Source organism: Bradyrhizobium sp. SZCCHNS1022, assembly GCF_032484835.1.
GTDB lineage: Bacteria > Pseudomonadota > Alphaproteobacteria > Rhizobiales > Xanthobacteraceae > Bradyrhizobium.
This window is the reverse complement of sequence record NZ_JAUETT010000002.1, coordinates 233145-257877: the sequence shown is the minus strand read 5'-3', so window position 1 is coordinate 257877 and position 24733 is coordinate 233145. Positions and strand designations below refer to the sequence as shown.

Annotated in this window: 24 protein-coding genes; 13 read left to right on the top strand and 11 right to left on the bottom strand. The window is 63.8% G+C overall.

Annotated features, from left to right (window positions below; all coding sequences use genetic code 11):
- The first annotated feature begins 39 nt into the window (after positions 1-39).
- The 3 genes from QX071_RS14710 (at position 40) to QX071_RS14700 (ending at position 2713) form a co-directional block, all read left to right on the top strand.
- Entirely contained in the window at positions 40-378 is a 339-nt protein-coding gene (locus tag QX071_RS14710; RefSeq protein WP_009027873.1) for a P-II family nitrogen regulator, read from the top strand.
- Positions 379-705: 327 nt separating this feature from the next.
- Entirely contained in the window at positions 706-2115 is a 1410-nt protein-coding gene (glnA, locus tag QX071_RS14705) for a type I glutamate--ammonia ligase (protein ID WP_315703435.1), read from the top strand.
- Between the two features lie 208 nt (positions 2116-2323).
- Positions 2324-2713: a hypothetical protein gene (locus tag QX071_RS14700; RefSeq protein WP_315703434.1), complete on the top strand. Its 390-nt coding sequence runs from the start codon at positions 2324-2326 to the stop codon at positions 2711-2713.
- Between the two features lie 189 nt (positions 2714-2902).
- On the opposite strand, the gene QX071_RS14695 is transcribed toward QX071_RS14700, so the two are convergent.
- Together QX071_RS14695 and QX071_RS14690 are read right to left on the bottom strand one after the other, a co-directional pair.
- A complete protein-coding gene (locus QX071_RS14695) occupies positions 2903-3520 on the bottom strand; it encodes a hypothetical protein (RefSeq protein ID WP_315703433.1) in 618 nt (205 codons plus the stop codon).
- A 231-nt stretch (positions 3521-3751) separates the two neighbouring features.
- Positions 3752-4528, bottom strand: a complete 777-nt coding sequence (locus QX071_RS14690) for a gamma-glutamyl-gamma-aminobutyrate hydrolase family protein (protein WP_315703432.1) — start codon at positions 4526-4528, stop codon at positions 3752-3754.
- Positions 4529-4736: 208 nt separating this feature from the next.
- Between QX071_RS14690 and QX071_RS14685 the strand changes: the two genes are divergently transcribed.
- Entirely contained in the window at positions 4737-5873 is a 1137-nt protein-coding gene (locus QX071_RS14685) for an AI-2E family transporter (RefSeq protein ID WP_315703431.1), read from the top strand.
- 12 nt (positions 5874-5885) lie between these two features.
- Here QX071_RS14685 and QX071_RS14680 read toward each other — a convergent pair whose 3' ends face one another.
- From QX071_RS14680 to QX071_RS14670, 3 genes are all read right to left on the bottom strand, one after another.
- Positions 5886-6188 (bottom strand): antibiotic biosynthesis monooxygenase family protein, encoded by a 303-nt coding sequence (locus QX071_RS14680; protein ID WP_315729055.1) that lies wholly within the window; start codon positions 6186-6188, stop codon positions 5886-5888.
- Positions 6189-6273: 85 nt separating this feature from the next.
- Complete coding sequence (locus QX071_RS14675; protein WP_315703429.1) at positions 6274-6498, bottom strand: hypothetical protein; 225 nt, start codon at positions 6496-6498, stop codon at positions 6274-6276.
- A gap of 59 nt (positions 6499-6557) precedes the next feature.
- Entirely contained in the window at positions 6558-7778 is a 1221-nt protein-coding gene (locus QX071_RS14670) for a GGDEF domain-containing protein (RefSeq protein WP_315703428.1), read from the bottom strand.
- 389 nt (positions 7779-8167) lie between these two features.
- Here QX071_RS14670 and QX071_RS14665 point away from each other — a divergent pair, with 389 nt between their 5' ends.
- Positions 8168-10303, top strand: a complete 2136-nt coding sequence (locus QX071_RS14665; RefSeq protein ID WP_315703427.1) for a LamG-like jellyroll fold domain-containing protein — start codon at positions 8168-8170, stop codon at positions 10301-10303.
- A 96-nt stretch (positions 10304-10399) separates the two neighbouring features.
- Here the strand turns inward: QX071_RS14665 and rpsI are convergent, their stop codons facing one another.
- The 3 genes from rpsI to QX071_RS14650 all read right to left on the bottom strand — a co-directional run bounded on the left by rpsI (position 10400) and on the right by QX071_RS14650 (position 11946).
- A complete protein-coding gene (gene rpsI / locus QX071_RS14660; protein ID WP_315703426.1) occupies positions 10400-10888 on the bottom strand; it encodes a 30S ribosomal protein S9 in 489 nt (162 codons plus the stop codon).
- 1 nt (position 10889) lies between these two features.
- Positions 10890-11354, bottom strand: a complete 465-nt coding sequence (gene rplM, locus QX071_RS14655) for a 50S ribosomal protein L13 (RefSeq protein ID WP_315703425.1) — start codon at positions 11352-11354, stop codon at positions 10890-10892.
- Positions 11355-11514: 160 nt separating this feature from the next.
- Positions 11515-11946: a PaaI family thioesterase gene (locus QX071_RS14650; RefSeq protein ID WP_315703424.1), complete on the bottom strand. Its 432-nt coding sequence runs from the start codon at positions 11944-11946 to the stop codon at positions 11515-11517.
- Between the two features lie 69 nt (positions 11947-12015).
- Between QX071_RS14650 and QX071_RS14645 the strand changes: the two genes are divergently transcribed.
- The 5 genes from QX071_RS14645 (at position 12016) to QX071_RS14625 (ending at position 16319) form a co-directional block, all read left to right on the top strand.
- A complete protein-coding gene (locus QX071_RS14645) occupies positions 12016-12852 on the top strand; it encodes an enoyl-CoA hydratase (protein ID WP_315703423.1) in 837 nt (278 codons plus the stop codon).
- Positions 12853-12994: 142 nt separating this feature from the next.
- Entirely contained in the window at positions 12995-13579 is a 585-nt protein-coding gene (locus QX071_RS14640) for a CoA-binding protein (protein WP_315703422.1), read from the top strand.
- A 229-nt stretch (positions 13580-13808) separates the two neighbouring features.
- The gene (locus QX071_RS14635; RefSeq protein ID WP_315703421.1) at positions 13809-15092 is read left to right on the top strand and encodes an O-acetylhomoserine aminocarboxypropyltransferase; all 1284 of its coding nucleotides are present in this window, start codon (positions 13809-13811) and stop codon (positions 15090-15092) included.
- A gap of 278 nt (positions 15093-15370) precedes the next feature.
- Positions 15371-15700, top strand: coding sequence for a hypothetical protein (locus tag QX071_RS14630; RefSeq protein WP_315703420.1), 330 nt, complete (start codon positions 15371-15373; stop codon positions 15698-15700).
- Positions 15701-15968: 268 nt separating this feature from the next.
- The gene (locus QX071_RS14625; RefSeq protein WP_315703419.1) at positions 15969-16319 is read left to right on the top strand and encodes a DUF3147 family protein; all 351 of its coding nucleotides are present in this window, start codon (positions 15969-15971) and stop codon (positions 16317-16319) included.
- Between the two features lie 746 nt (positions 16320-17065).
- Here the strand turns inward: QX071_RS14625 and QX071_RS14620 are convergent.
- Positions 17066-18151 carry a COX15/CtaA family protein gene (locus QX071_RS14620; protein ID WP_315703418.1) on the bottom strand — a complete coding sequence of 362 codons (1086 nt, stop codon included), beginning with the start codon at positions 18149-18151 and terminating at the stop codon, positions 17066-17068.
- 101 nt (positions 18152-18252) lie between these two features.
- Here QX071_RS14620 and QX071_RS14615 point away from each other — a divergent pair, with 101 nt between their 5' ends.
- Positions 18253-18471, top strand: coding sequence for a DUF2842 domain-containing protein (locus tag QX071_RS14615; RefSeq protein WP_315703417.1), 219 nt, complete (start codon positions 18253-18255; stop codon positions 18469-18471).
- Here the strand turns inward: QX071_RS14615 and QX071_RS14610 are convergent.
- Positions 18468-19529 carry a polysaccharide deacetylase family protein gene (locus tag QX071_RS14610; protein ID WP_315703416.1) on the bottom strand — a complete coding sequence of 354 codons (1062 nt, stop codon included), beginning with the start codon at positions 19527-19529 and terminating at the stop codon, positions 18468-18470. The two genes, QX071_RS14615 and QX071_RS14610, sit on opposite strands and share 4 nt — an antisense overlap.
- Positions 19530-19782: 253 nt before the next feature.
- Between QX071_RS14610 and QX071_RS14605 the strand changes: the two genes are divergently transcribed.
- A complete protein-coding gene (locus QX071_RS14605; protein ID WP_315703415.1) occupies positions 19783-20970 on the top strand; it encodes a GNAT family N-acetyltransferase in 1188 nt (395 codons plus the stop codon).
- A 16-nt stretch (positions 20971-20986) separates the two neighbouring features.
- Here QX071_RS14605 and QX071_RS14600 read toward each other — a convergent pair whose 3' ends face one another.
- Positions 20987-23263, bottom strand: coding sequence for a lipopolysaccharide biosynthesis protein (locus tag QX071_RS14600; RefSeq protein WP_315703414.1), 2277 nt, complete (start codon positions 23261-23263; stop codon positions 20987-20989).
- Positions 23264-23601: 338 nt separating this feature from the next.
- Between QX071_RS14600 and QX071_RS14595 the strand changes: the two genes are divergently transcribed.
- Positions 23602-24732, top strand: a complete 1131-nt coding sequence (locus QX071_RS14595) for a glycosyltransferase (protein WP_315704257.1) — start codon at positions 23602-23604, stop codon at positions 24730-24732.
- Position 24733 lies beyond the last annotated feature (1 nt).

Below are 24733 nucleotides of genomic sequence, written 5' to 3'. Positions count from 1 at the left end.
CTTGCTGTTCTTTATGTCGGAATGCCCGGGAGGCGCTCAGTGAAGAAGATTGAAGCCATCATCAAGCCATTCAAGCTCGACGAGGTGAAGGAAGCGCTTCAGGAAGTGGGACTGCAGGGTATTACCGTGACGGAAGCCAAGGGCTTCGGCCGTCAGAAGGGCCATGCCGAACTCTATCGGGGCGCGGAATACATCGTCGATTTCCTGCCGAAGGTGAAGATCGAGATCGTGATCGGCGACGATCTGGTCGAACGCGCGATCGAGGCGATCCGCCGCGCGGCCCAGACCGGCCGCATCGGCGACGGCAAGATTTTCGTCTCCAACATCGAGGAAGCCATCCGCATCCGAACCGGGGAATCCGGGCTCGACGCAATCTAGCGTCACTGGAAGCCAGGGCTTGGACGCAGCTCGGTCCGAGCCCTTTACAGAATATTTGCAGCGCAAGCAGCTTGCAGGCAGCTCGGGTGTCTCATGCAAGACACTCGCAGGCGGCTATTTTGGCGTTTTACGATATTGTCTTGCGCCCCGCCCGACGCTATGGAGCATGACCCGCAGTCGCCGTCCCGCGGCCGGGCCGTGACAAGAGATTGAGGGCGCGATACGGCCAGGAGAACGCCGTCGCGCTCTAGATTTTTGATTGGGCATGGCCTTTTCGGAAGGCCGTCGGCACTCGTCCGGATCATGCTCTAGCCAAGAGGGGTATTCATGAAGACCGCCAAAGACGTCTTGAAATCGATCAAGGACAACGACGTCAAATACGTCGACCTGCGCTTCACCGATCCGCGCGGCAAATGGCAGCACGTGACGTTCGACGTCAGCATGATCGAAGAGGATACTTTCGCTGAAGGCGTCATGTTCGACGGCTCCTCGATCGCCGGCTGGAAGGCGATCAACGAATCCGACATGTGCCTGATGCCCGACCCGGTCACGGCCACGATCGACCCGTTCTTTGCCGAAACCACCATGATCATCACCTGCGACGTGCTCGAGCCGACCACCGGCGAGCCCTACAACCGCGACCCCCGCGGCATCGCCAAGAAGGCGGAAGCCATGGTGAAGTCGATGGGCATCGGCGACGCCGTCTATGTCGGCCCCGAGGCCGAGTTCTTCGTGTTCGACGACGTCCGCTACCAGACCACCCCCTACAACACCGGCTTCCGCCTCGATTCGTCGGAGCTGCCGATCAACTCCGACACCGAATATGAGGGCGGCAATCTCGGCCACCGCATCCGCACCAAGGCCGGCTACTTCCCGGTCCCGCCGCAGGACTCGGTGCAGGACATGCGCTCGGAGATGCTCGGCGCCATGGCCAAGATGGGCGTCAAGGTCGAGAAGCATCACCACGAGGTCGCTTCCGCCCAGCACGAGCTCGGCATGAAGTTCGACACGCTGACGCTGATGGCCGACCAGATGCAGATCTACAAGTACTGCATCCAGCAGGTCGCGCACATCTACGGCAAGACCGCCACCTTCATGCCGAAGCCGGTCTACGGCGACAACGGCTCGGGCATGCACGTCCACCAGTCGATCTGGAAGGACGGCAAGCCGGTGTTCGCGGGCAACAAGTATTCCGACCTGTCGGAGACCTGCCTGTCCTACATCGCCGGCATCATCAAGCACGCCAAGGCGATCAACGCCTTCACCAACCCGTCGACCAACTCCTACAAGCGTCTGGTGCCGGGCTATGAGGCGCCGGTGCTGCTCGCGTACTCCGCGCGCAACCGCTCGGCGTCCTGCCGCATCCCCTACACCGCTTCGCCCAAGGCCAAGCGTGTCGAGGTGCGCTTCCCCGATCCGCTCGCCAACCCGTATCTCGGCTTTGCCGCGATGCTGATGGCCGGTCTCGACGGCGTGAAGAACAAGCTCGATCCGGGCCCGGCGATGGACAAGGACCTCTATGACCTGCCGAAGGAAGAGCTGAAGCAGATCCCGACCGTCTGCGGCTCGCTCCGCGAGGCGCTGGAAAATCTCGACAAGGACCGCGCCTTCCTGAAGGCCGGTGGCGTGTTCGACGACGACTTCATCGACAGCTACATCGCGCTGAAGATGACCGAGGTCGAGCGTTTCGAAATGACCCCGCACCCGGTCGAGTTCGACATGTACTATTCGGGCTAAGCCCGAACGAAAAATCGGCGGATCATCGCGACTGCAAAGGCGCCCCTCGCGGGGCGCCTTTTTCATTTGCCCACACCTTCGGGCGATCGCGCCGGTTCCCAGGCTGACGGCTGCGCGGTTTCGCGCGCGAAAGAAGAAGGCTGCTACGGAATAGAAGCCCCCGCCAAGCGTCCTTATCTCTGCGATCCACCTCATGAGGGGAGTTGAAATGACCAGGATTTCGATAGCTAGTCTTTTCGTGGCCGCGATATCGCTCGCGGTGATCTCCAGCGCCAACGCGGCGCCTCCGACCAAGAGCGGCAGCAGCGCAAAAGGCCAGATCCTGACCGACGCCAGCGGCATGTCGCTCTATACTTTCGACAAGGACAGTGGCGGCAAGTCGGCCTGCAACGGCCCCTGCGCCACCAACTGGCCGGTCCTGAAGGCGAGCGCAAGCGATCAGCCCAGCGGTGATTACACGATCATCACCCGCGACGACGGTTCCAAGCAGTGGGCCTACAAGGGCAAGCCGCTTTATACCTTCGCCAAGGACCAGAAGGCCGGCGACGTCAGCGGCGACGGCTTCCTCAACGGCGCCTGGCACCTGGCGAAGCCGTGATCGGTCGCAGCTCGCGGGGCGAATGAACAGCTTGTCCGCGTCCGCGAGCAGTGGCCATTGCGCTTGGAGAGCGCAGACCTTGCCATCGCCCGGGCCGTGCGCGTGGCGATGGCAACTTCCCTGATCGGCGCCGGGATCATATCTTCCCGCCGCCGCTACCGATCGGGCCAAGCCGGCAAGACGATCCAGTTATTTGCTCTGTCCTATCGTGGCGATTGATTTATCGGCCAGCGCCTGAGTACCGATCGCCGTACAGATACGTGGAACGGGAAACTCGGGCGAGCCCGAAAAGGTGATCTTCTCGACGTAGGGCTTCGCAATCCCGAATGTTATATGTCTGCGATCGTCCGAAACCCGCAGCACCCTGCTGCCGACATCGATGGAAAATTGCTGGCCGGCATTTGGCCCGGCGTCGAGCCTTCCTTGAAAGGAATCGGGCTTGAGCATCATGCGGTACGAGCGGTCCGACTCAGGAGCGTAGGTGAAGGAGTACGAGATCGTGCCCGCACTTATTGCCGCTCCATAAGGATTGGGTGGCGGAACGGTGGTTACGAACGTCTGCGTGGCCTTGCCTGTGCCATCCCCGTTGTAAACGATCTCGCCTTCGGTGGTCGTCTGGCTGACGTTGGTCTCGCCAACAGGGATCGTGAAGTTGCCGTTGATGTCTCGCTTGAACCCGGCCGGTGAACTCAGACAGACCTGAGTGCCGACAAACGAGTAGGTCCCTTTCAGGGTGTCTTCAGCTGCTGCAATTCCTGATGACAGCGACGTGAGAGCAATGACCGCGCAATACGGCAGATATCGCATGGGATATCCTCCTCAAAAAAAGGTAAGGCCCCCTCGTATGTAGGCTAGGGTCGCTGGTTCCTGCTGGGTTGATTTAGATCAAGAGCGAAGGTCGACAACTTGGGCGGGCGTGCCGGTTCTGATCAGAATGCGATCTGATGCCTGAACGAAAAGCTGCGACGAGTCGCAAACTGCCGCCGCCAACTTCGAACCTGGCCCGCTGTCCATTCAGAACTACCAGGCCAGGGCACGTTATCCGATTGCGCGCGGACGATGACCCCGCAGCGCCTGCCCGAACGCCTCGAACAGCTTGCGATTGATCGGGTTCTTCTGCGGATCGTACTCGGCATGCCACTGCACGCCGAGCGCAAAGTTCGGCGCATCCGCGATGCGGATCGCCTCGATCGTGCCGTCCTCGGCGATGCCCTCGATCACTACCCGTGCGCCCGGCTCCAGGATGCCCTGCCCGTGCAGCGAATTGACCTTGATCGCGTCGCAGCCGAGGATGGTGGCAAAGGCCCCGCCCGGTGTGAGCTTGACCTCGTGGCGATCGGCGAAGATCACGGTCGGATCGGGATGGATTTCGCCATTCTCCAGCCGCGGCATCCGGTGATTCATCCGGCCCGGCAGTTCGCGGATCTCCGGATGCAAGGAGCCGCCGAAGGCGACGTTCATCTCCTGCAGGCCGCGGCAGATGCCGAACAGCGGAATGCCGCGCGCGACACACGCTTCCGAGAGCCTCAAGGCGACCTCGTCGCGGTGGATGTCATAGGGCTCGTGCTTGAGGCTCGGCTCGGCATTGAAGCGGCTCGGATGGACATTGGCGCGAGCACCCGTCAACACGATACCGTCGACGACGTCGAGCAACGCTCCGATATCCGTGATCTCAGGCATCCCGGCGAACATCAGCGGCAATGCGCCCGCCACCTCGGCTACGGCGCTTAGGTTGCGCTCGCCGACCATCTGCACCGTAAACCTGTTCTCGACGCGATAGGCATTGCCGATCACGCCGACCACCGGACGTTTCATTCCTCTTGTCCACTTCTCCTGGCGGTTAAACGCAAATCATGCCTTCGTCGCAGACGGGGATCAACATCTGAACCTGCGCAGCCGCAATGCCGTTTCAAGGCAACCCAACGCGCCGCATCGCGGCAAACCGGCGCGGCCATACCGCTTGATCCCGGCCGGGTTTTCGCCCATGTCTGCAAACCGCCCCTTAGGAGTTTAAGGACGCCCCATGCTCGTTCCGCCCGAACCGCGTCTGCAGGCCCGCAGTGATCTGGCCTGGGCGATCGCCGTCGGCGGCATCGGCGTCGTGCTGTTCATCGCGATGCTCGCATTCACCTGGTACTACGCCGCGGCCGTATTCCTGATGTTCGCTGGCATGCTGCTCGGGGTCGGGCTGAACGCGATGACCAACCGGCTCGGCCACGTGCTGCATTGGCCGCACGCGATCAGGCTGATCATCGTCTGTCTCGCCCTGGCGGCCTTGCTCGCCGGCGTCGTGTCCCTGTTCGGCGCCACCATCGCCGACCAGACCAAGGTGTTGAGCGACACGATCAAATCGCAGCTCGGCAATGTCAAAGCCTTCCTCGAGGGACACGGCATCGACACCAGCTATTTCGACTTCAGCAGTTCGACGACCTCCGGCTCGGAGCGAACGGCTCCCGCGGCGACGCAATCGCACAGCCTGCCGAGCGGCCTGCCCTCCCCCAGTGCGCTGGCCTCGAGCGGCGGCGCGATCGTGACGCAGACGCTGAAGGTCCTGCTCGGCACGGTGAGTGCCGTCGGCAACATCTTCATCGTGCTGTTCCTGGGACTTGCGTTCGCGGCGCAGCCGTCGGTCTATCGCAGCGGCCTGTTGTTCCTGGCCCCCTCCAAGTATCGGGAACAGGCCACCGTGATCGTCGATCGCATCAGCGACACGCTGGAGCGCTGGCTCATCGCCCAGATGATCACGATGTTCGCGGTGTTCCTGGTCACCTGGATCGGGCTTTCGATCATCGGCATCCAGGCCGCCTTCATCCTTGGCATCCAGGCCGGATTGCTGGCGTTCGTGCCGACAGTCGGCGCCATCATCGCCGGCGTGATCGTGGTCCTGGCGAGCCTCGCCTCGGGCTGGGTCGCGGCCGCCAGCGCCGCGGTGCTGTTCCTGGGCGTGCACGCGATGGAGAGCTATGTGCTGACGCCGCTGATCCAGCGTCAGGCGCTCGACATCCCGCCGGCGACTCTGTTCGCGTTTCAGATCCTGCTCGGCATCGTGTTCGGCATCTGGGGCCTGACCCTGGCGCTGCCGCTGCTGGCGATCGCCAAGGTCGTCATCGACTATTTCAAGACCGATCACACGGTCGAAGATCCAGCTACGGCGATCTGAGCCATACCCGTCTCACTCGGCCGAGGTCAGCACCGTCACGGTGTGCTCGACCTCCGGCGGCGCGGCAAAATACTGCCCGACGAGGCCGCGCCATTCGGTGAAATTCTCCGAGCCGCGGAAATCGACGGTGTGGCTCTCGAGCGTCTCCCATTTCACCATCAGCCGGTAACGCTGCGGCTTCTCGATCGACTTGTGCAGCTCGAAGCCGTGGAAGCCCTTGGAACGGCCGAAGGCGGCGCGAGCTTTCGCGACCGCGGCCTCGAAATCCTTCTCCGAGCCGGGCTTGATGTCGATCTGGGCGATTTCGGTGATCATGGTGCTTGCCTCCCGCTGTGCGCCCGGTGTCTAGCGCAAATGCGCGCGCAGGACAAAGGCGCCTCGCGCTGGCGGAGCGGAGCGATCAGTGGAACAGCAGCACCACGCCCGCGACCGCCATGGCGCATCCGACAAACATCAGCACCGGCCAATGACGGAACGACTGGCGATAACGGCCCTCGGCGCGGCGGCGCACGATGAGCGCCTGCTCGAACTCGTCCGAGTTCGAGAACAGGCAGGCAAAGCCGCCGCGCGCGGCCGCGGCCTCCACCTCAAGCGAGGTTAGCGCGGTATGGTTCTGAGCTTCCATGATGGAGCCATCATCGGAGCCGTCGGTTAATCAGACCTTACCGCAACGCGCGCAATGCTTCACGTTGGCGCGACCAGTTGAGCCGGCTGCGCGGAGGCGGACAGCCCTGCCTTCTGCCGCCGGAAGTGATCGAGCGACAGCGGTAACTCGGTGGCGGTCTCGACGCGATTGCGCCCCGTGCGCTTGGCCTTGTAGAGCGCGGTGTCGGCGGCCGCGAGCAGCACTTCGAGCTCGGTCCCGGCGGGACCGCCGGCGACGCCGATCGAGACGGTGGTATCGACCGGACCCTCGTCGCAGACGATCCCGGATGTCGCGAACACCTCGCGCACGCGCTCCGCCGCCACCACGCCCTCACCGAGCGAACAGGGCAAAAGTGCTGCGAACTCCTCACCGCCGATCCGCCCCGAGAGATCGGTGATGCGCAAGTTGTTGACCACCACCGCCGAAAACAGTTTCAAGACCTCGTCGCCGGCGGGATGGCCGAAGCGATCGTTGATCGCCTTGAAATGATCGATGTCGAAGATCAGCACCGTCACCGGCCGGCCCTCGCGCGCCTCACGCTCGATCAGCCGCGCGCAGGCATCCGCAAAACCGCGGCGATTCAGCAGGCCGGTCAGGGGATCGATCGAAGCAGCGCGCTTGTGCGCGCTGACGACGCGCTCATTGACCAGCATGAAGATCACGAACACGGTGCCGACGGCATAGAGCACGAGTTCGATGGCGAAGACGGTCACCCAGGTGGCGGCGAAGGCGCCGCTGGAATCGCGCAGCATGTTGCCGAGCAGGATCGGCAGCATCAGCACGAAGCCGTGCAGCGCCGGGACGGCCAAGGCCGGCCAGCGCCGCTTCAGGCTGGCGCGGCGCTCCTGCCACAATTGCGCGGCGGTGAGCGTCGCATAGATCACGACGAGTCCGGCCCCGATCGTGAGCCGCAGCACGTGCGCGGCCGGATCGAGCAACGTTCCGCTCGCGATCCAGACCACGGCGCCGAGCGCAAGGCCGGCGACGCTCGGGCTCTTGCCATGGAACACGCGGGCGGCGTTCCACACCATGGCCGAGGCGATGAGGCCGACTGCGCTCAGGAGCAGCGGCACCACCTCGCCAAAGCGCTCGCCGACCAGCGTCCACAGCGCGACCGACACCGAGCCGAGCACATAGGCTGCGCCCCACCAGCGCAACGCCGGGATGTTCTGCTCGCGGCCGAAGAACAGCAGCATGGCGCCGAGCAGCGCCGCAACCATCGTCGCCACGATATAAAGCGTGAGGCTGTCGAGCACCATCGTCTCACCCCGGTTGCTGTTGCGGCGCAATGTTCGGTTAGCGCCGCCTTTCCGCGATCAAACTACCGAGCGGTCTGTTCGAAAGAGGTTTGTGAGCGGGTTCAAGTTTTCTGGAAAAATCCGGCTCAACTCGGCGGCAATTTGTTCGCACAAAAAGCGACAAACAGGGCTCAAAAACGAAGCGGCGCGCCCGGTGAGATGCGCGCCTTGATTGACCGAGATGATCCGGCATTCATGAAAGTTGTGACTGGCTACGATGGGGATCGACGAAATTCTCTCTCGGTCGCAAAGGGCTCACGGAAACGAAACGAAACATTCTCAAATCTGAGATCATGTCTAATTAACACTCCCCGCCGCGGCACGACGCGCCGCTGAGGTTGGGGACGAGAATGTCTTTCGAAGACGAAACATCAAACGACAAGCAGGCCACAGGGCACCATTCATCGCGGCAATCGATCGGCTCGGAGCCGAGCGGCGTGGACCGCCGCACGCTGCTGCGTAACGCGGGTGCCTCGGCACTCGGTCTTGGCGCAGGGTTGCTGCCGGCCGGGGCCGCCCACGCGCACGGATTTGGGCGATGGCCCTGGTCCTGGCCTTTTCCCTGGCGCGGGCACTTCCGCCACCCGGTGACGACCAGCTTCGCGCTCGCGGTCCTGCCGGACACGCAATTCTACTCGCGCTATGCGACGTCGGAAGAAGGCCAGTCCTACCAGCGCCAATATGGCAGCACGCCCTATCCGGCGCAGACGCAGTTCATCGTCGACAACGCCGCGAAGTATCACATCCCATTCACGATCCATCTCGGTGACGTGGTGGATCAGGTGAAACACCCGCAGCAATGGGCGGTCGCCGACGCCGCGATGAAGCTGCTCGAGACCGCCGACAAGCCCTATTCGGTGCTGGCGGGCAATCACGACGTCTTGTCGGCCCTGGAATTCGAGGGTGCGTGGAGCCAGAGTTCGGGTACCGATGCGCAGCGCAGCGCGTCCGAGCCTTATCTGTCGTGGTTTCCCACCAGCCGCGCGGCGAAGCAGCGGACCTTCATGGAGCGCCATCCGAGCGGCTGGCACGAAGCGCATAAATTCCATGCCTGCGGGATCAGCTTCATGGTGCTGTCGCTGTCGTGGCGCGCCTCGGACGATGCCATCGCCTGGGCGCAAAGCATGATCGCGCGCCATCCGATGCTGCCGGTGATCCTGGTCAATCACCAACTGCTCAACATCGCCAATGACGGCGTCAGCCCGCTCGAAGTCGCCTATGGCCAGTATCTCTGGGACAAGCTGATCCGCCACAACGACCAGATCTTCATGACCTTGAACGGCCACTATCATGGTGGCGCAACGCTGACGAAGGTCAACGACTTCCACAACCCGGTCTTCCAGATGGTCGTCGACTATCAGATGGCCTATCAGGGCGGCAACGGCCTGATGCGGCTCTACGAGTTCGACTTCACCAAGAACAAGATCGACGTTGCCTCATTCTCGCCCTGGGTGGTGGAGAAGCCGAAGGCCAGCCTGAAGCAGTTCGACCGCGCCTGGCTGTCCGAGCCCAATCACGAATTCTCCATCGATATCCATTTCGAGCGGCGCTTCGCCCGCTTCACCGATTTCTGCCCTCTTCCGGCACTTGTCGGCTCGCCGATCCTGCCGCGGGTCAAGCAGGACCTCTACGCCAACTACACGGAAGCGCCCGAGCCGGTGGTGGTGCCGCCCACGAACGAGCACGACTATCCGCTCATCGCCGAGACGGTCGCGCATTGGCGGATCGACGCCGGCACGATCGGCAAGGCCGTCCCCGCCGGCACTTCGCTTACGGACCTCACCGCGGCGAACCCGATGCAGCGCGCATCGCTGGCCGGCGCGGCGCAGATCGCCGACGTGGCCTTCACCGCCGACAAGCATCGGCTGTCGTCGGCCGCGGGCAGCGTGCAGTTCCTGAACACCACCAAGCAGGGCGGCGGCCGCTTCAGCTTCTTCACCACCGCTGCCAACGCGCCGATCAACGCGGCGACCTTCGCCGCCGGCTACACAGTCGAAACCTTCATCAAGATCGATCCGAACTGGAAGGCCAGCGATCACGCCTGGTGCAACATCCTGACCCGCTTCGGCAACCGTGGCTGGCTTCCCGGCTATGCCGGCGGCGATCCGGAATCCCCGCCGATCCTGTTTGCGATCTCGAATCTGCGCGAGGTGCAGTGGGAGATCGTGCCGTCGAGTTCGACCAAGCAGCCGCAGACCGACTGGTCCGGCGAGATCATGCTCGGCACCTGGTATCACCTCGCCATCGTCAACGATCCCAGCGACAACTCGACCGTGCTCTACATCGAGGGCGCGCCGGTCGTGCGGAGCGTGATCGGCAGCAACGGCATCGCGAGCACGGCGGCGTCTCAGCCATGGGCGCTGGGCTGCGGCTGGTGGGATCGTGCGCCGTCGGACGGCTTCATCGGCAGCATCGGCGAGGTGCGGGTGGTGGCAAAGCCGCTGGCGCCGAACCAATGGCTGACGGCGCGCCGCGCCAGCGCCTGATCCGCACAAGCTTTCACGCAAAGCAAAACGGGCGCCCGCGAGGGCGCCCGTTCGTATTGGAGGCTGACGAGTCCTTTGATCGCCGGAACCGGCAGATCAGCGCTTCGAGAACTGGAAGGAGCGGCGGGCCTTGGCCTTGCCGTACTTCTTGCGCTCGACCACGCGGGAGTCGCGGGTCAGGAAGCCACCCTTCTTGAGCACGCTGCGCAGCTCCGGCTCGAAGTTGGTCAAAGCCTTGGAGAGGCCGTGACGGACCGCACCGGCCTGGCCGGAGAGACCGCCGCCGGCGACCGTGCAGATCACGTCATACTGGCCGGCACGAGCGGCAGCGACCAGCGGCTGCTGGATCATCATGCGCAACACCGGACGGGCGAAGTAGATCTCGATGTCGCGGGTGTTGACGGTGACCTTGCCGGAGCCCGGCTTGATCCAGACGCGGGCGACCGCGTCCTTGCGCTTGCCGGTGGCATAGGCGCGGCCGAACTTGTCGACCTTCTTCTCATATTTCGGCGCTTCCCCGGTGGTGGCACCGACGGAGGTCTTCAGCTGCGAGAGCTGATCGAGAGACTGGATGCTTTCGGCCATCTTATGCGGCCCTCATGTTCTTGCGGTTCATCTTGGCGACGTCGACCTTCTCGGGGTTCTGCGCCTCGTGCGGATGATCGGGGCCGCCATAGACACGCAAATTGCCCATCTGCACGCGGCCGAGCGGCCCGCGCGGGATCATGCGCTCGATCGCCTTCTCGAGCACGCGCTCGGGGAAACGGCCTTCGAGGATCTGGCGCGCGGTGTGGGTCTTCACGTGACCGACATAGCCGGTGTGCTTGTGATAGACCTTCTGCTCGCGCTTGCGGCCGGTGAGCACGGCATGCGCCGCGTTGACGATGATGACGTTGTCGCCGCAATCGACATGGGGCGTATAGGTCGGGAGGTGCTTGCCGCGCAGCCGCATCGCGACCAGCGTGGCGAGACGACCGACCACCAGACCCTTGGCGTCGATCACGACCCACTTCTTCTGGACCTCGGCCGGCTTTGCCGAAAAGGTTTTCATGAGAGCTATCCGTGACAGGGAGTTTGCGGCGCGAAGGAACCGCGCCGACTTGGCCGCAGGTTCTAGAGAAGCGGGGCATTCGCGTCAACGTCCAAACGTGAAATTTATCTTAGATAAAACAATGACTTATAAATATGGTGCAATATTACCTGCAAAAACCTCACATGTTCGGAATGGAATAGGTCGCCGTCACGTGGGCGATCGGGTCGGGCTCGCCGCCCGACAGCAGCGTCACCTCGCCGACCGCGAGCCGCTTGCCGAGCTTCAGCAGCCTGGCCTCCGCCAGCACGTCCTGCCCCGGCGCGCCCTTGCGCAGAAAGTTGATGTTGAGGTTGGTGGTGACCGCAAGTCCGACCGGGCCGATCGCCGACAACAGCACCACGTACATCGCGAAATCGGCCAGCGCCATCAGCGTCGGCCCCGACACCGTGCCGCCGGGCCGCAACATTCTGTCGTGGAAGCGCTGGCGCAGACGGCAGCTCTTGCCGTCGGCATGCTCGATGGTGATATCGCCACCTTGCGTGAATGCCTGCGGGAATTCCGCGTGCAGGAACGCCTCCAGTTCCGCAACGCTCATCTTCGCTTCCGCCATGCGCCCCCCCTGCTCTGTCGATTGGCATTCTGTTACATTAGCCTCCGACTGACACCACGGGAATTTCCGATGCCTGCTCGAGCTGCCCGCGATGCCGCCGCTCGGCCCGCCACATCCGACGCGATCCTGTTGCGCGAGATGGCGGGCCCGGTCGCCGTGCTGACTCTGAATCGTCCGGCCCAGCGCAACAGCCTGTCGGAAGCCATGATCGCGCATCTGCATGGGGCGCTCGCGGAGATCGCCGCCGACAAGGCGGTCCGTGCGGTGGTGATTGCCGCCAACGGCCCGGCCTTCTGCGCCGGGCATGATCTCAAAGAGATCACGGCGCATCGCACCGGCCCCGACCGTGGCCGCGCCTATTTCGCCAAGCTGATGACCGCGTGCAGCGCGATGATGCAGACGATCGTGCAGCTGCCGAAGCCGGTGGTGGCCGCCGTGCAGGGCATCGCCACCGCGGCCGGCTGCCAGTTAGTCGCGAGTTGCGATCTCGCCGTGGCCTCCGAAGCCGCGTCGTTCGCGACGCCCGGCGTCGATATCGGGCTGTTCTGCTCGACTCCGATGGTGGCGCTGTCGCGCAACGTCTCGCGCAAGCAGGCCATGGAGATGCTGCTGACCGGCGAGCCGGTGCCGGCCGCGCGCGCCCGCGAGATCGGGCTAATCAACCGCGTGGTGCCGGCGGGAACCGAACGCGATGCCGCGATTGCGCTGGCCCAGCAGGTCGCCCGCAAATCCGCCTACACCGTCAAGCTCGGCAAGGAGGCGTTCTATCGCCAGGCCGAGATGAGCCTTGCCGACGCCTATCGTTATGCGGCCGAGGTGATGACCGAGAACATGCTGGCGCGCGACGCCGAAGAAGGTATCAACGCCTTCATCGAGAAGCGGCCCCCGACATGGCGGGATGAGTGATCTCTTGCCTCCCCACCGCCGTCATTCCGGGGCAACGCGTCAGCGTCGAACCCGGAATCTCGCGATTGTTGACCTCAGCTCTAGATTCCGGGTTCGCCCTTCGGGCGCCCCGGAATGACGACAACGAACAGACTCATAAATCATGAATCACGACAGCTACCCCGACGACTACATCCGCGGCATTCTCAACGGCGTGAAGGTGATCGCAATGGTCGGCGCCTCGCCGTCCGAGGTGCGGCCGAGCTTCTTCGCGTTCAAATATCTGGCGCAGCGCGGCTACGACATGATCCCGGTGAATCCCGGTCACGTCGGCAAGAGCCTGATGGGCCGTCCCTTCGTCGCCTCGCTGTCCGACATCGGCCGCCCGATCGATATGGTCGACATCTTCCGGAGCTCGGCGCACATCATGCCGGTGGTCGACGAGGCGCTCAAACTCTCGCCGCTGCCGAAGGTGGTCTGGATGCAGCTCGGCGCCCGCGACGATGCCGCGGCGGCGAAGGCGGAAGCCGCAGGCCTCAAGGTCGTGATGAACCGCTGCCCCAAGATCGAATATGGCCGGCTGTCGTCCGAGATCTCCTGGATGGGCGTCAACTCCCGCACCATCAGTTCCAAGCGCGCGCCGATCCCGACCCAGGGCATGCGATTGTCACTCGATCGCACCAGCCTCGGCGGAGCTGCGACCTCGGCCTCCGACCGCGCCGCCAAGAACAGGAACGAACCCTCCTGATCCGTTTCGTGAAAAGAACCTGTCGCCCGCGTGGCGCGACACAGCAACGCATTTCAAATCTGGCCGATTGTCACCAGCTGCCTTGACGCCACCATCAGCCGAGGCAAATGTCGTCCCAAGGAGAATGCGGGAGCGGACCTCCATCGCGCTGTCGTCGCGTGTCCCGTGCAATCCCCCGTCATGTGCGCGCCAGCGCCAGCTGTAGGCGGATCAACATCGAGGAAACAGAATGACCGACCGTACTCCGGGATTTTCCACCCTCGCCATTCATGCCGGCGCCCAGCCCGACCCGACCACGGGCGCGCGCGCAACGCCGATCTACCAGACCACCTCATTCGTCTTCAATGACGCCGATCACGCCGCCTCGCTGTTCGGGCTGCAGGCCTTCGGCAACATCTATACGCGCATCGGCAACCCGACCAATGCGGTGCTCGAGGAGCGCGTCGCCGCGCTGGAAGGCGGCACCGCCGCGCTCGCGGTGGCTTCGGGCCACGCCGCGCAGGTGGTCGCGCTGCATCAACTGCTGCGGCCCGGCGACGAGTTCATCGCCGCGCGCAAACTCTATGGCGGCTCGATCAACCAGTTCACGCACTCGTTCAAGAATTTCGGTTGGAACGTGGTTTGGGCCGATACCGACGACATCAAGAGCTTCGAGGCTGCGGTCAGCCCGCGCACCAAGGCCATCTTCATCGAGTCGCTCGCCAATCCCGGCGGCACCGTCACCGACATCGAGGCGATCGCACAGGTCGCCCGCAGCGCGGGCGTGCCGCTGATCGTCGACAACACGCTGGCGACGCCCTACCTCATTCGCCCGATCGATCACGGCGCCGATATCGTCGTGCATTCGCTGACCAAATTCTTGGGGGGGCATGGCAACTCGATCGGCGGCGTCATCGTCGATGCCGGCACGTTCGATTGGGCCGCGAGCGGCGACAAATATCCGATGCTGACGGAGCCGCGGCCGGAATATCACGGCATCAAGATCCAGGAGACGTTCGGCAATTTCGCCTTCGCGATCGCCTGCCGCGTGCTCGGCCTGCGCGATCTCGGACCGGCGCTGTCGCCGTTCAACGCCTTCATGATCCTGACCGGCATCGAGACCTTGCCGCTGCGCATGCAGAAGCATTGCGACAATGCCAAAGCGGTCGCCGAATATCTGAGCCGCCATCCCGCGGTGGCTTCGGTGAGCTATGCCGGCCTGCCGGAGGACAAGGGCCACACGCTGGCGCGCAAATACTGCCCGAAAGGCGCCGGCGCAGTCTTCACCTTCTCGCTCAAGGGCGGCTACGACGCCGGCGTGAAACTGGTGTCGAACCTGAAACTGTTCTCGCATCTGGCCAATGTCGGCGACACCCGTTCGCTGGTGATTCACCCGGCCTCGACCACGCACAGCCAGCTCGACGACGCCGCCAAGATCCGGGCCGGCGCCGGCCCGGACATCGTGCGACTCTCGATCGGCATCGAGGACAAGGAGGATCTGATCGCCGACCTCGAACAGGCGCTGGGCGCCTGAGACTTGGTTCGACGACCGCAGAGATGCCGCTCACTGCTCCCCGCAGCAGCAATGCTACCTTAGCCAGCTCGTATGAGGTGATCTGGCTCGGGCATAGACGCCCATCGTCGTCATGGCCGGGCTTGTCCCGGCCATCCACGTCTTTGCGGCCCCCCAAAAGACCTGGATGCGCGGGCCAAGCCCGCGCATGACGAAAACCATTGGCCCCCGGTCACCTTCCGTTAACCATACCCAGCCCATCCTCCGCGCCAGCGAGATTCAACCGCGCGAGAGATCCGATGCGCACGACCATCATCCTGTCGCTCCTGGCAGCGATCACCGCCAATGGCGCGACGCTCGCCGCCGACCTTCCGAACGTGCACTACAAGGCCCGTCGCGTGGTGAAGGCGCCGCCGCCCCCACCTCCTCCTGTCGCCGTCGCGCAGGAGGAATCCCTGATCTCGCCGATGTGGCCGTCGACGCCGATCCTGCTCGGCCGCCAGGAACTGCCCGGCTATTACGGCCGCGCCTTCGACTACGATTACCAGGGCCCCTATTACGGCGGCGGAGGCTATCCGAGCTACATCTGGCGCCTGCCTTACGCCTGCGGCGTGTACGGGTATTGCTGAGCAAGCTAACGCGACCGGCTCGCATTGGCAGTCAGTCCGAAAGCCGGCCGAGTTGGGGAATCCTCGATCCGATATCCGCTCAAGCCGATTTGAGCAGATGAATTGATGGTCAGTGCGACCGGACTGCGTCCCGGATCTCGGGATGGATTGCAGCATCGCTGGCGTTCCGCTGAATCATAGGCGTTGTCGGAACTCGTAAGATAGACATCCGCGACTGCCGGATGCAGGGTTAGAGCTGCGCGGCGGGCGGATGCTCGAGGAATGTCCGATGCTGTACTTCGTGCTTAAGGCGGCGCTTTCAGGATTGATCATTGCCGTCGTCTCCGAAGTCGCCAGACGTAGCGCAGCCTTTGGCGCGCTGGTGGCGTCGCTCCCGCTGATCTCCATTCTGGCCGTCATCTGGTTGTGGCGTGACACAGGCGACAAAATCCGGATCGCCTCGCAACTGGAAACCACACTCTGGTACGTGCTGCCCTCGCTGCCAATGTTCCTGATGATACCAGCGTTATTGCGCAGCGGCGTCGACTTCTGGCCCGCACTCGCTGCGGGCTGCATTCTGACCTTTGTCCTTTACCTTATCACCGCCTGGATTCTCGCCCGCTTCGGCGTCCAACTCTGAACTGAGGTCCGTGCATTCCTGAACGCATTGCCGAACCGCCGAAGATGGCGGCGACATCGAATGCGACCAGCTCTGCCCGTCGGGTCAACTTGCCGCAGGCAATTTCTAACCGCACCATTTGCCCGCCTCCGCAAATCAGTTTATGTTCGCCTTTTGTTCTTGTTCACTCGAGGGGCGCATCCGGATCGTCAGTTGCGTGGGACAGGAATGCGGTGGACGTGGCGGGCTGTGCGCGAACCTGGTTTGCGCGGACGAGCGGCGCGTCGCGGACGGTGAAATCGCGTGGTTCTGGCGCCTCGGTGCTGGCGCTAAGTTTGCGACGACGCTTGTGCGTCGCGCAGATGACGGGGGCAAAAGAGCCGATCCCCGGGAAGATCGCGTATAAGCCGCTAACCCATCGCGCAGGGAAGGCCGGGTGTTTTCGGCCGTACCTGTGGTGACCGCCGCGTGCTTTTTCTTTTGCACGCGGGCCATGGGTGCCGGCCAGGCATCCGGCCTTCCCTGCGCCCTCGATCGTTTCGGGGGACGAACGACCGGCAGAGCTCGGGCGCGAAGCGTCGCGGGAACACAGATGCTCGTCTTCGAGAGGGCAATGACGTCTCATCACAATCGATCGTCATCCCCGCGAAGGCGGGGATCTGATCCAGTACACCGCGGCCTATCGAGGAATCACTCCTGTCTCTGGAATATTGGGTCGTCCGGTCGAGCCGGACGACGACGGCGGAGATAGCGGCGCACGCTTCGCTCTACCCGGCCTGCCCAACCGTCACGGCCCCGTCAGGCACTGCAACCAGCACCCGTCGCGGCGACATGCGCTCGGCCTGCAGCACGGCCAGGGTCAGCACCACGATGGCGACAGCCTGATGCGTCAGCGCAAGATGGATCGGCACCACCAACAGCAGCGTCGAGATGCCGAGCACGGCCTGCACGAGAATGGCCGCGAGCAGCCGGTGCGCGCCGCGCACCGCCTCGCGCCCGGCTTTCGCGCGCATCACGTCATAGGCATGAAAGCCGGCGAGCACGAGCAGCGCATAGGCCGTCATGCGGTGCTCGAACTGCACCGTCAGGCTGTTGTCGAACAGATTGCGCCACCATGGGCTCTCGAACCACAGCGAGCTGCCATCGGGCATGAAGCTGCCGTCGATCAGCGGCCAGGTGTTGTAGATGCGGCCCGCACGCAGGCCCGCGACCAGCGCGCCGAAATAGAGCTGCATGAAGGTAACGACGACGAGCAGCCTCGCAGTCCAGCGCAGCCGCGCCGGCGCCTCGATCTCCGCGCGCGGCCGCAGCCGGCGCAAGGTCCAGACGATGGCCGCATAGATCAACAGCGCCAGCGACAGATGAGTGGCCAGCCGCACCTGCGACACCTCCGTGCGGTCGACCAGGCCCGAGGCGACCATCCACCAGCCGACCGCGCCCTGCAGCGCACCGAGGCCGAAGATGATCCACAGCCGCCGGCCGAGCGGACCGCTGACGGCGCCGCGCCACAGAAACCACAGGAACGGCAGCAGATAGACCATGCCGATGACGCGGCCGAGCAGCCGGTGGCTCCACTCCCACCAGAAGATGGTCTTGAACTGCGACAGCGTCATGCCGTCGTTCATCTGGCGGTACTGCGGAATGGCCTTGTAGCCCTCGAACGCATCGGTCCAGGCCTGCTCCGAGAGCGGCGGCAAGGTGCCGGTGACCGGCTTCCATTCCACGATCGACAGCCCGGACTCCGTCAGCCGCGTGGCGCCGCCGACCAGCACCATCAGCGCGATCAGGCCGGCCACGACCAACAGCCAGAGGCGGATCGCGGCGAGATCTTGCGTGCGGGGAACACTGGCCATGGATGCTGAACGCTCGATTGAACCGGGGCTGACAAGCCTTTATAATCTGGCGAAGAACGTGCGCAAGCCGCGCCCGTCCAGGCCTCCTTTACAATCGCGTCATGACCCTCCGCACCCGCAAATTCTTCGGCGCGATCGCGCTTTTGCTGCTCGCCTTCGTCTGGTCGATGATGGGCATGGTGGTCGCGCAGTTCCCGGTGATCGCCAACTCCGGCATGCTGCAATGGATCTACTACATCGTGGTCGGGATGGGCTGGGTGCTGCCGGCGATGCCGATCGTGAGCTGGATGCTGCGTCCCGATCCGGAGCCGCGCGGCTAATCCATCCCGATCCTGGCATGGGGCGTCGGCGCCGTCGGCGGAAAGGTCGCCCCCGACATCAGCACGCGCAGCGCCCGCAACGAGCGCGAGCGGCCGTCCCAGGCGATCCGCGGCAACGCGTGCAGGTTGGTGCGCCCTTCCGTCTGCACCACGCCGGGGATCGTCGAGACGGCGCTGACGAAGCCCGCCTGTTCGGCCATGACGACGTGCGCACGGCGGAACGTCGAGGGATCGCCGAATGGGAATGCAAGGTGTCTGACCGGACGCCGCAACGCCGTCTCCAGCACCGCCTTGCCCATCGCGATCTCGCGCTGCGCGTCGGCATCCTTCATATTGGACAGCATCGGATAATGCACGGTGGCGCTGCCGATCGTCACCTTGGGATCCGCTGCAAGCCTGGCGATATCGGCCCAATCCATCGCCGCCGCGCGCGACAGCGCGGCGAGATCGACCGCATGGCGTGTGCAGAGATCCCGGATCGCGGCCGAGAGCTCTGCGGGCGACAAGCCGCGCAGCCAGGCAGCGAGATAGGCGAACAGCTCGTATTTCTCGGCCGATTTGAAGACGGTAAAGCGCTGCTCCCGTCCATCGATGACCAGGCTGATCCGCGCCTCGCGGGCGATCACGGACTCCAGTCCGAGCCACCACGCCTCGCCCAGCCCATCCGGGAACGCGCTCGGCACATAGACCGCGAACGGCACCTCGTGGCGCGTCAGCACCGGATAGCCGTGGGTGATCACGTCCTTGGACGCGCCATCGAAGGTGAGGCAGGCAAAACGCCGCGGCGCAGCCAGCCGCACCGCGCGTTCGCAGGCTTCGTCGATGGAGACGATGTCATAGCCCCAGCGTTTGATTGCCCGGACGATGCGATCGAGGACATCAGGCGTGATCTCCTGCGCCTTCAGCGGCTGAAAGCGGTCGCGGCGCTGCGGCCTCACCCGCTCGAAGCGCAGGATCACGCCGGCACCGCCGGCCGCGCTCGACGCCCACACGGTGCGGCCGGAAAAATAGGCCAGTTCGAGCTTGAGGCTGGTCAGCCACACATTGTCCGACGACAAATCCCAAGCCCCTCGTCATGCGGCCACTTGAATCAAAATTCTCCAGGCCCACCTGATCGGGATTGAAAGCGGCGCGACCGTGTCGAAAGCGTTTAATTTTGGCAAGACGACCTTTTGCGATCACTCGGCCCGATGACGGGTCACATCATGCTCTCCAGAGAGCACAGCGGTTGTCATTACCTTTTGTTGATACTTCTTTGCAAAGCTCGGCTGACGCGCAAGCAGCAAAATTCCCGACCACACAGGTTTTGCGATGACCATGGCGGCCCTGATCGACAGCCGGGCGGCGCGGGCGCCCGCGCAGCCGCTGGCGTCAGGCATCGCGCGCGTCGACGTTCTGTCCGACTTCGCCGCCGCCGAGCCGGCTTGGCGCGCGCTGGAAGCCTCCGGTCTGTCCACTCCCTATCAGCGTTTCGATTTTCTCAAGCCCTGGCAGCGCCACGCCGCCGCGCAGGATAACGCGGCCCCGTTCATCGTCGCCGCCATGGATGCGGAGCAGCGGCCGCTCCTGCTGTTGCCGTTGGCATTGAGACAGATTTGCGGCCTGCGCATCGCATGCTTCATGGGCGGCAAGCACACCACCTTCAACATGGCCCTGTGGGACCGCGGCTTCGCTGCATCGGCGACTGCTGCCGATCTCGACGATCTGCTAAAAGGCCTCCGAGCGCGAGACCTCGTCGACGTGCTGGCGCTGACCCAGCAGCCTGCGCGCTGGGGCGAGCAGGCCAATCCCCTCGCGCTCCTGCCGCACCAGCGATCTGTCAATGACTGCCCCGTGCTGGCGATGCCGGTCGGGGCCGATCCCACCGCGCTCGTCTCGAACTCGTTCCGCCGCAAGCTGAAAGCCAAGGAAAAAAAGCTGCAGGCGCTGCCCGGCTATCGCTATCGGATTGCCAATACCGATGCCGAGATCACCCGCCTGCTCGACTGGTTCTTCAGGGTGAAGCCGATCCGGATGGCGGAGCAGAAGCTACCGAACGTGTTTGCCGAGCCCGGCGTCGCAGCCTTTGTGCGCGAGGCCTGCATGACGCGGCTTGCGTCGGGCCCTCGCGCCATCGAGATCCATGCGCTGGAGTGTGACGAGGAGATCATCGCACTGTTTGCGGGGGTAGCAGACGACCAGCGCTTCTCGATGATGTTCAACACCTACACGCTGTCAGAACATGCACGCTGGAGTCCCGGCTTGATCCTGATGCGACACATCATCGATCATCATTCGGCACGCGGCTGTCGCGGACTCGATCTCGGTATCGGCGCCGACGATTATAAACGGATGTTCTGCAAGGACGACGAGCCGATCTTCGACAGCTTCGTTCCGCTGAGCGGGCGCGGCCAGCTCGCCGCTTCGGCGCTGGCGGCGCTTCACCGCGGCAAGCATCTCGTCAAACACAATCCGACGCTATTCGCGCTCGCGCGACGGCTCCGCGGAGCCTGGCATTAGCGAGGCACGGACATCGTCAGGCCGCCACGCCGCGATGACCTTGGTCGGCAGCCTTGGAAGTCTCGACCGGCTTCTGCAGCATCGTCACCGCGCCGAAACCGACCGCGCGCAGTTGTTTGCACATCTGGGTGCGGGCGCCCGCCGCTATTTTAGCATCCGGCACGACGACGGCGTGCGCTCCGGTCGTGAGCAGTTCGGCCGGAAGGTCGGCGGCGTTGCCCGCGTCGAGCAGCACATGGGCGTAGACCCGCTGCAAGGCATCGATCGCGAGCGTCAGGCGCGGCGATTGCAGCTCGGTGCGGTCGCCACCGGGACGCCCGGCGAGAACGAGGTGGAGTGTGGACAGCCGATCCTTGGTGATGATGCTGGAAAACGACGCCTCGCCCCGCATCAGCTCGATCAAGCCGGGCGCGGCAGGATCGACGGAAGCGGCTGCGAGAGCCTGGGAGGGGCCGGCGAGATCGATGAGCACCACCCGGCTCTGCCGCGCCAGCGCGCGGGCAAGCGCCAGTGCGCTGGCGGTGATCGCTTCGCCTCCGGCCGTGCCGAGCACGGTGATCCTGCAGGCGCCGTCAGCTGCGCCGAGCAGGTCGGCGGCGATCTGCTCGACCTCGGTGAGGACGGGTGCGGATTCGATGGGCCCGGACGCATCTGTTGGCGCAGCCGCGACCGTCAATACAGGTGCAGCCGAAGGTGCCGGGGCGACCTGCGGCACCGCGACCGGCGCTGCTGGCGCCGTCGATGGCAGCACCGGCTCGATCCGCGCAATGACGGCAGTCTGCACAACTGGTGCGGCGGGAGCCAAAGCGGACGGCATGGTGATGCGCAGCAATTCGCCGGTGATCACCAGGCCGGAGGTCAGCATCAAGGTCGCAAGGGTCGCAATCAGGACGATCGGCAGCTTCTTGGGATAGGCCGGCGTGTTGGAGACGATCGCCTGCGAAATGATCCGCCCCTCTGCCGGCGCGGTGTCGATGCTCTCGCGCGTGTTCGCCTCGCGGTATTTCGCAAGATACGATTCCAGGAGATCACGTTGCGCCTTGGCTTCCCGCTCCAGCGCCCGCAATTGAACATCCTGGCCGTTGCTCGACGTGGCTTGTTTCTTGAGCTGATCAAGGCTCGCGGTCAGCGAATCCACGCGGCCGCTGGCGATCCGCGCATCGTTATCCAGGGAACGCGAGACCTTGCCAGCCTCGTCCCGGATCTGGCGGTCGAGATCGGCGAGTTGGGCCTTCAACTCCTTGATGCGCGGGTGGTTGTCGAGCAGGGTCGACGACTGTTCCGCAAGCTGCGCGCGCAATGTCACCCGTTGTTCGGACAGGCGCCGCACCAGCTCGGAGTTCAAGACCTCCGACGCTTCGATCGGCTGTCCGCTCTGCAGCATTTCGCGGATCAACCGCGCCTTGGTTTCGGCATCCGATTTCAGCGCGCGGGCATTGTTCAGTTGTGTGGTGATCTCGCCCATCTGTTGGTTGGAGAGCGTGGTGTTGTTGGTGCCGACGAACAGGCTCGATTTGGAGCGGAATGCCTCGACCCGCGCTTCAGCCTCCTCGACTTTCTTGCGCAGGGTCTCAATCTCGCCGGCGAGCCATTGGCTCGCCGTTTTGGCCTGATTCTGCCGCGCATTTTGCTGCAGCGTCAGGTAACCGTCGGCGATCGAGTTGGCGACGCGGACCGCGAGCTCAGGATCCTGCGATTGAAACTCGATGACGATGACACGCGACTTGTCGACGGCATAAACCGTCAACCGCTCGTAATAGGCATCCATCACCCGCTCTTCCGGGGTCATGGAAAGCGGGTCGCGCACGAGACCGATCATTGCCGCCAGGGACTTCAACGGCGACACGCCGCGCAGCACCGAATCGAATTCCGGCAAATCGGCAAGCTTGTTTTTCTTGATGATGTCGCGCGCAAGATCGCGCGACAGCACGAGCTGAACCTGACTGGTCACGGCTTCGGGGTCGAGCGCGGTCCGTTCTTCGCTGCGCTCGCTGTTCGGACGCAAAAACACGTTTTCACGACCGTCGATCAATATTCTCGATTCGGATTTGTAGCGCGGCGTAACAAGGTTGACGCCGAAGATCGAGAGAGCCAATGCCGACAGTGTTGGAAGGATGATGAAGAGACGCTTGCGCGACAGGGCGCGGCCGAGCAGCCGCAGATCGAGATCTCCGGCCGGCAAGGCCGCCTCCGCTGCAGCCGATACAGGCGCAGACTGCACGATCTCCTCGGCGGCCCGGGTTGCGGCGACCTTCGCCTTCTCCCTGCCGGCACGCCAAAACGCCAAACGCATCGCTCACTCCCGCGAAGCCAACGCCACATTGCTACTCTACATGGTAGAATTACACTCTATTAAGGTTGCCACCGGGTTAATCTGGAGGCGACACGCTGCATGTGAGAGGTACGTCCTGCGATGACATCGTTAGCCCACGCCGATCCAGCGTCTTCGTCTCCAGACAGTTTCTGCATTGGCTCATCACACTTCGTTAACCACACAAGCCTTATCGCAATCTGGACTTCTCCGATGATCGCCGCAATGAAACGCGCCCGCGCTTTCCTTTTGTGCCAACTGCCACGTCTGCGCAGTTGCACGTGCTCGGCCGGATGCGGGGCATCGAACCACGTGTGACGATGACTGTGTCCGAACGACGATTTCGTATTCTGCACGCCGTTCGTGCGCCGGTCGGCGGCATCTTCCGTCACATTCTGGACCTCGCCAACGGCCAGATCGATCGCGGTCACGAGGTCGGCATCATTGCAGACAGCCTGACGGGCGGCGAGCGCGCCGACAAAGCCTTGGCCGAGATCGCACCGCGACTGAAGCTCGGAGTCCACCGCATCGCGATCCAACGTGAGCCGCGACTGACCGACGCCATCGCCTTCGCCAGGTTCGCGCGTTTGGTCCGACAATTGAACCCCGAGGTGCTGCATGGCCACGGCGCCAAAGCCGGCGCCTTTCTCCGCATGCTTGCACGCCGCCCCGGAACCATCCGGGTCTACACGCCGCATGGTGGCTCGCTGCATTACCCGCTCAGTACGACGAAAGGCGCCTTTTACGCCCGCCTCGAACGCGCGCTGATGAACCGAACCGAGCTTTTCCTGTTCGAAAGCGCCTTCGCGCGGGACACTTATCAACGCACGATCGGGACGCCGAAGGGCCTCGTGCGATGCGTGTTCAACGGCGTGACTGCCGGAGAGTTTGATCCCGTCAGCAGGGCCGCAGATGCGACCGACATCGTCTATGTCGGCGAGTTCAGAGCCATCAAAGGCGCCGACGTTCTCGTCGACGCACTCGCCCGCTTGCATGCCGATGGTAAGCCGTTGACGCTGACACTCGCCGGGGACGGTGAGGAGATGGAGCGACTCAAGGCGCAGGTCGAAAGATTTGCACTCACGCACGCGGTGCGCTTCATCGGTCATGTCCAAGCTCGCCATGGTTTCGCGCAAGGACGGCTTCTCGTCGTTCCATCGCGCGGCGACTCGATGCCTTATGTGGTGATCGAGGCGGGTGCCGCGGGAATTCCGATGATCGCCGCCAAGGTCGGCGGTATCCCGGAGATTTTCGGGCCGTATGGCGATGCTCTATTTGCGCCGAACAGCGCCGGCGCGCTGGCGGATGCGATCGAGACCGCGCTGGAGAATCCGGATGTGCTCCGAAATCGCGCCCAGGCATTGCGCGAGCGGATTTTCCAGCATTTCTCCCAGAACGCCATGGTCGAAGGCGTGCTGGCAGGATACCGCGAAGCATTTACCAAGACCTGAC

Excerpts from the sequence above, each read along its gene's own strand:
- QX071_RS14650 (WP_315703424.1), bottom strand. The coding sequence starts at position 11,946 with ATGGCGGAAGCGAAGATGAGCGTTGCGGAACTGGAGGCGTTCCTGCAC.
- QX071_RS14635 (WP_315703421.1), top strand. The coding sequence starts at position 13,809 with ATGACCGACCGTACTCCGGGATTTTCCACCCTCGCCATTCATGCCGGC.
- rpsI (WP_315703426.1), bottom strand. The coding sequence starts at position 10,888 with ATGGCCGAAAGCATCCAGTCTCTCGATCAGCTCTCGCAGCTGAAGACC.
- QX071_RS14670 (WP_315703428.1), bottom strand. The coding sequence starts at position 7,778 with ATGGTGCTCGACAGCCTCACGCTTTATATCGTGGCGACGATGGTTGCG.
- QX071_RS14690 (WP_315703432.1), bottom strand. The coding sequence starts at position 4,528 with ATGAAACGTCCGGTGGTCGGCGTGATCGGCAATGCCTATCGCGTCGAG.
- QX071_RS14630 (WP_315703420.1), top strand. The coding sequence starts at position 15,371 with ATGCGCACGACCATCATCCTGTCGCTCCTGGCAGCGATCACCGCCAAT.
- QX071_RS14625 (WP_315703419.1), top strand. The coding sequence starts at position 15,969 with ATGCTGTACTTCGTGCTTAAGGCGGCGCTTTCAGGATTGATCATTGCC.
- QX071_RS14680 (WP_315729055.1), bottom strand. The coding sequence starts at position 6,188 with ATGATCACCGAAATCGCCCAGATCGACATCAAGCCCGGCTCGGAGAAG.
- glnA (WP_315703435.1), top strand. The coding sequence starts at position 706 with ATGAAGACCGCCAAAGACGTCTTGAAATCGATCAAGGACAACGACGTC.
- QX071_RS14645 (WP_315703423.1), top strand. The coding sequence starts at position 12,016 with ATGCCTGCTCGAGCTGCCCGCGATGCCGCCGCTCGGCCCGCCACATCC.
- QX071_RS14685 (WP_315703431.1), top strand. The coding sequence starts at position 4,737 with ATGCTCGTTCCGCCCGAACCGCGTCTGCAGGCCCGCAGTGATCTGGCC.
- QX071_RS14600 (WP_315703414.1), bottom strand. The coding sequence starts at position 23,263 with ATGCGTTTGGCGTTTTGGCGTGCCGGCAGGGAGAAGGCGAAGGTCGCC.
- QX071_RS14605 (WP_315703415.1), top strand. The coding sequence starts at position 19,783 with ATGACCATGGCGGCCCTGATCGACAGCCGGGCGGCGCGGGCGCCCGCG.
- QX071_RS14620 (WP_315703418.1), bottom strand. The coding sequence starts at position 18,151 with ATGGCCAGTGTTCCCCGCACGCAAGATCTCGCCGCGATCCGCCTCTGG.
- QX071_RS14640 (WP_315703422.1), top strand. The coding sequence starts at position 12,995 with ATGAATCACGACAGCTACCCCGACGACTACATCCGCGGCATTCTCAAC.
- QX071_RS14700 (WP_315703434.1), top strand. The coding sequence starts at position 2,324 with ATGACCAGGATTTCGATAGCTAGTCTTTTCGTGGCCGCGATATCGCTC.
- QX071_RS14615 (WP_315703417.1), top strand. The coding sequence starts at position 18,253 with ATGACCCTCCGCACCCGCAAATTCTTCGGCGCGATCGCGCTTTTGCTG.
- QX071_RS14675 (WP_315703429.1), bottom strand. The coding sequence starts at position 6,498 with ATGGAAGCTCAGAACCATACCGCGCTAACCTCGCTTGAGGTGGAGGCC.
- QX071_RS14695 (WP_315703433.1), bottom strand. The coding sequence starts at position 3,520 with ATGCGATATCTGCCGTATTGCGCGGTCATTGCTCTCACGTCGCTGTCA.
- QX071_RS14665 (WP_315703427.1), top strand. The coding sequence starts at position 8,168 with ATGTCTTTCGAAGACGAAACATCAAACGACAAGCAGGCCACAGGGCAC.
- QX071_RS14595 (WP_315704257.1), top strand. The coding sequence starts at position 23,602 with ATGACTGTGTCCGAACGACGATTTCGTATTCTGCACGCCGTTCGTGCG.
- rplM (WP_315703425.1), bottom strand. The coding sequence starts at position 11,354 with ATGAAAACCTTTTCGGCAAAGCCGGCCGAGGTCCAGAAGAAGTGGGTC.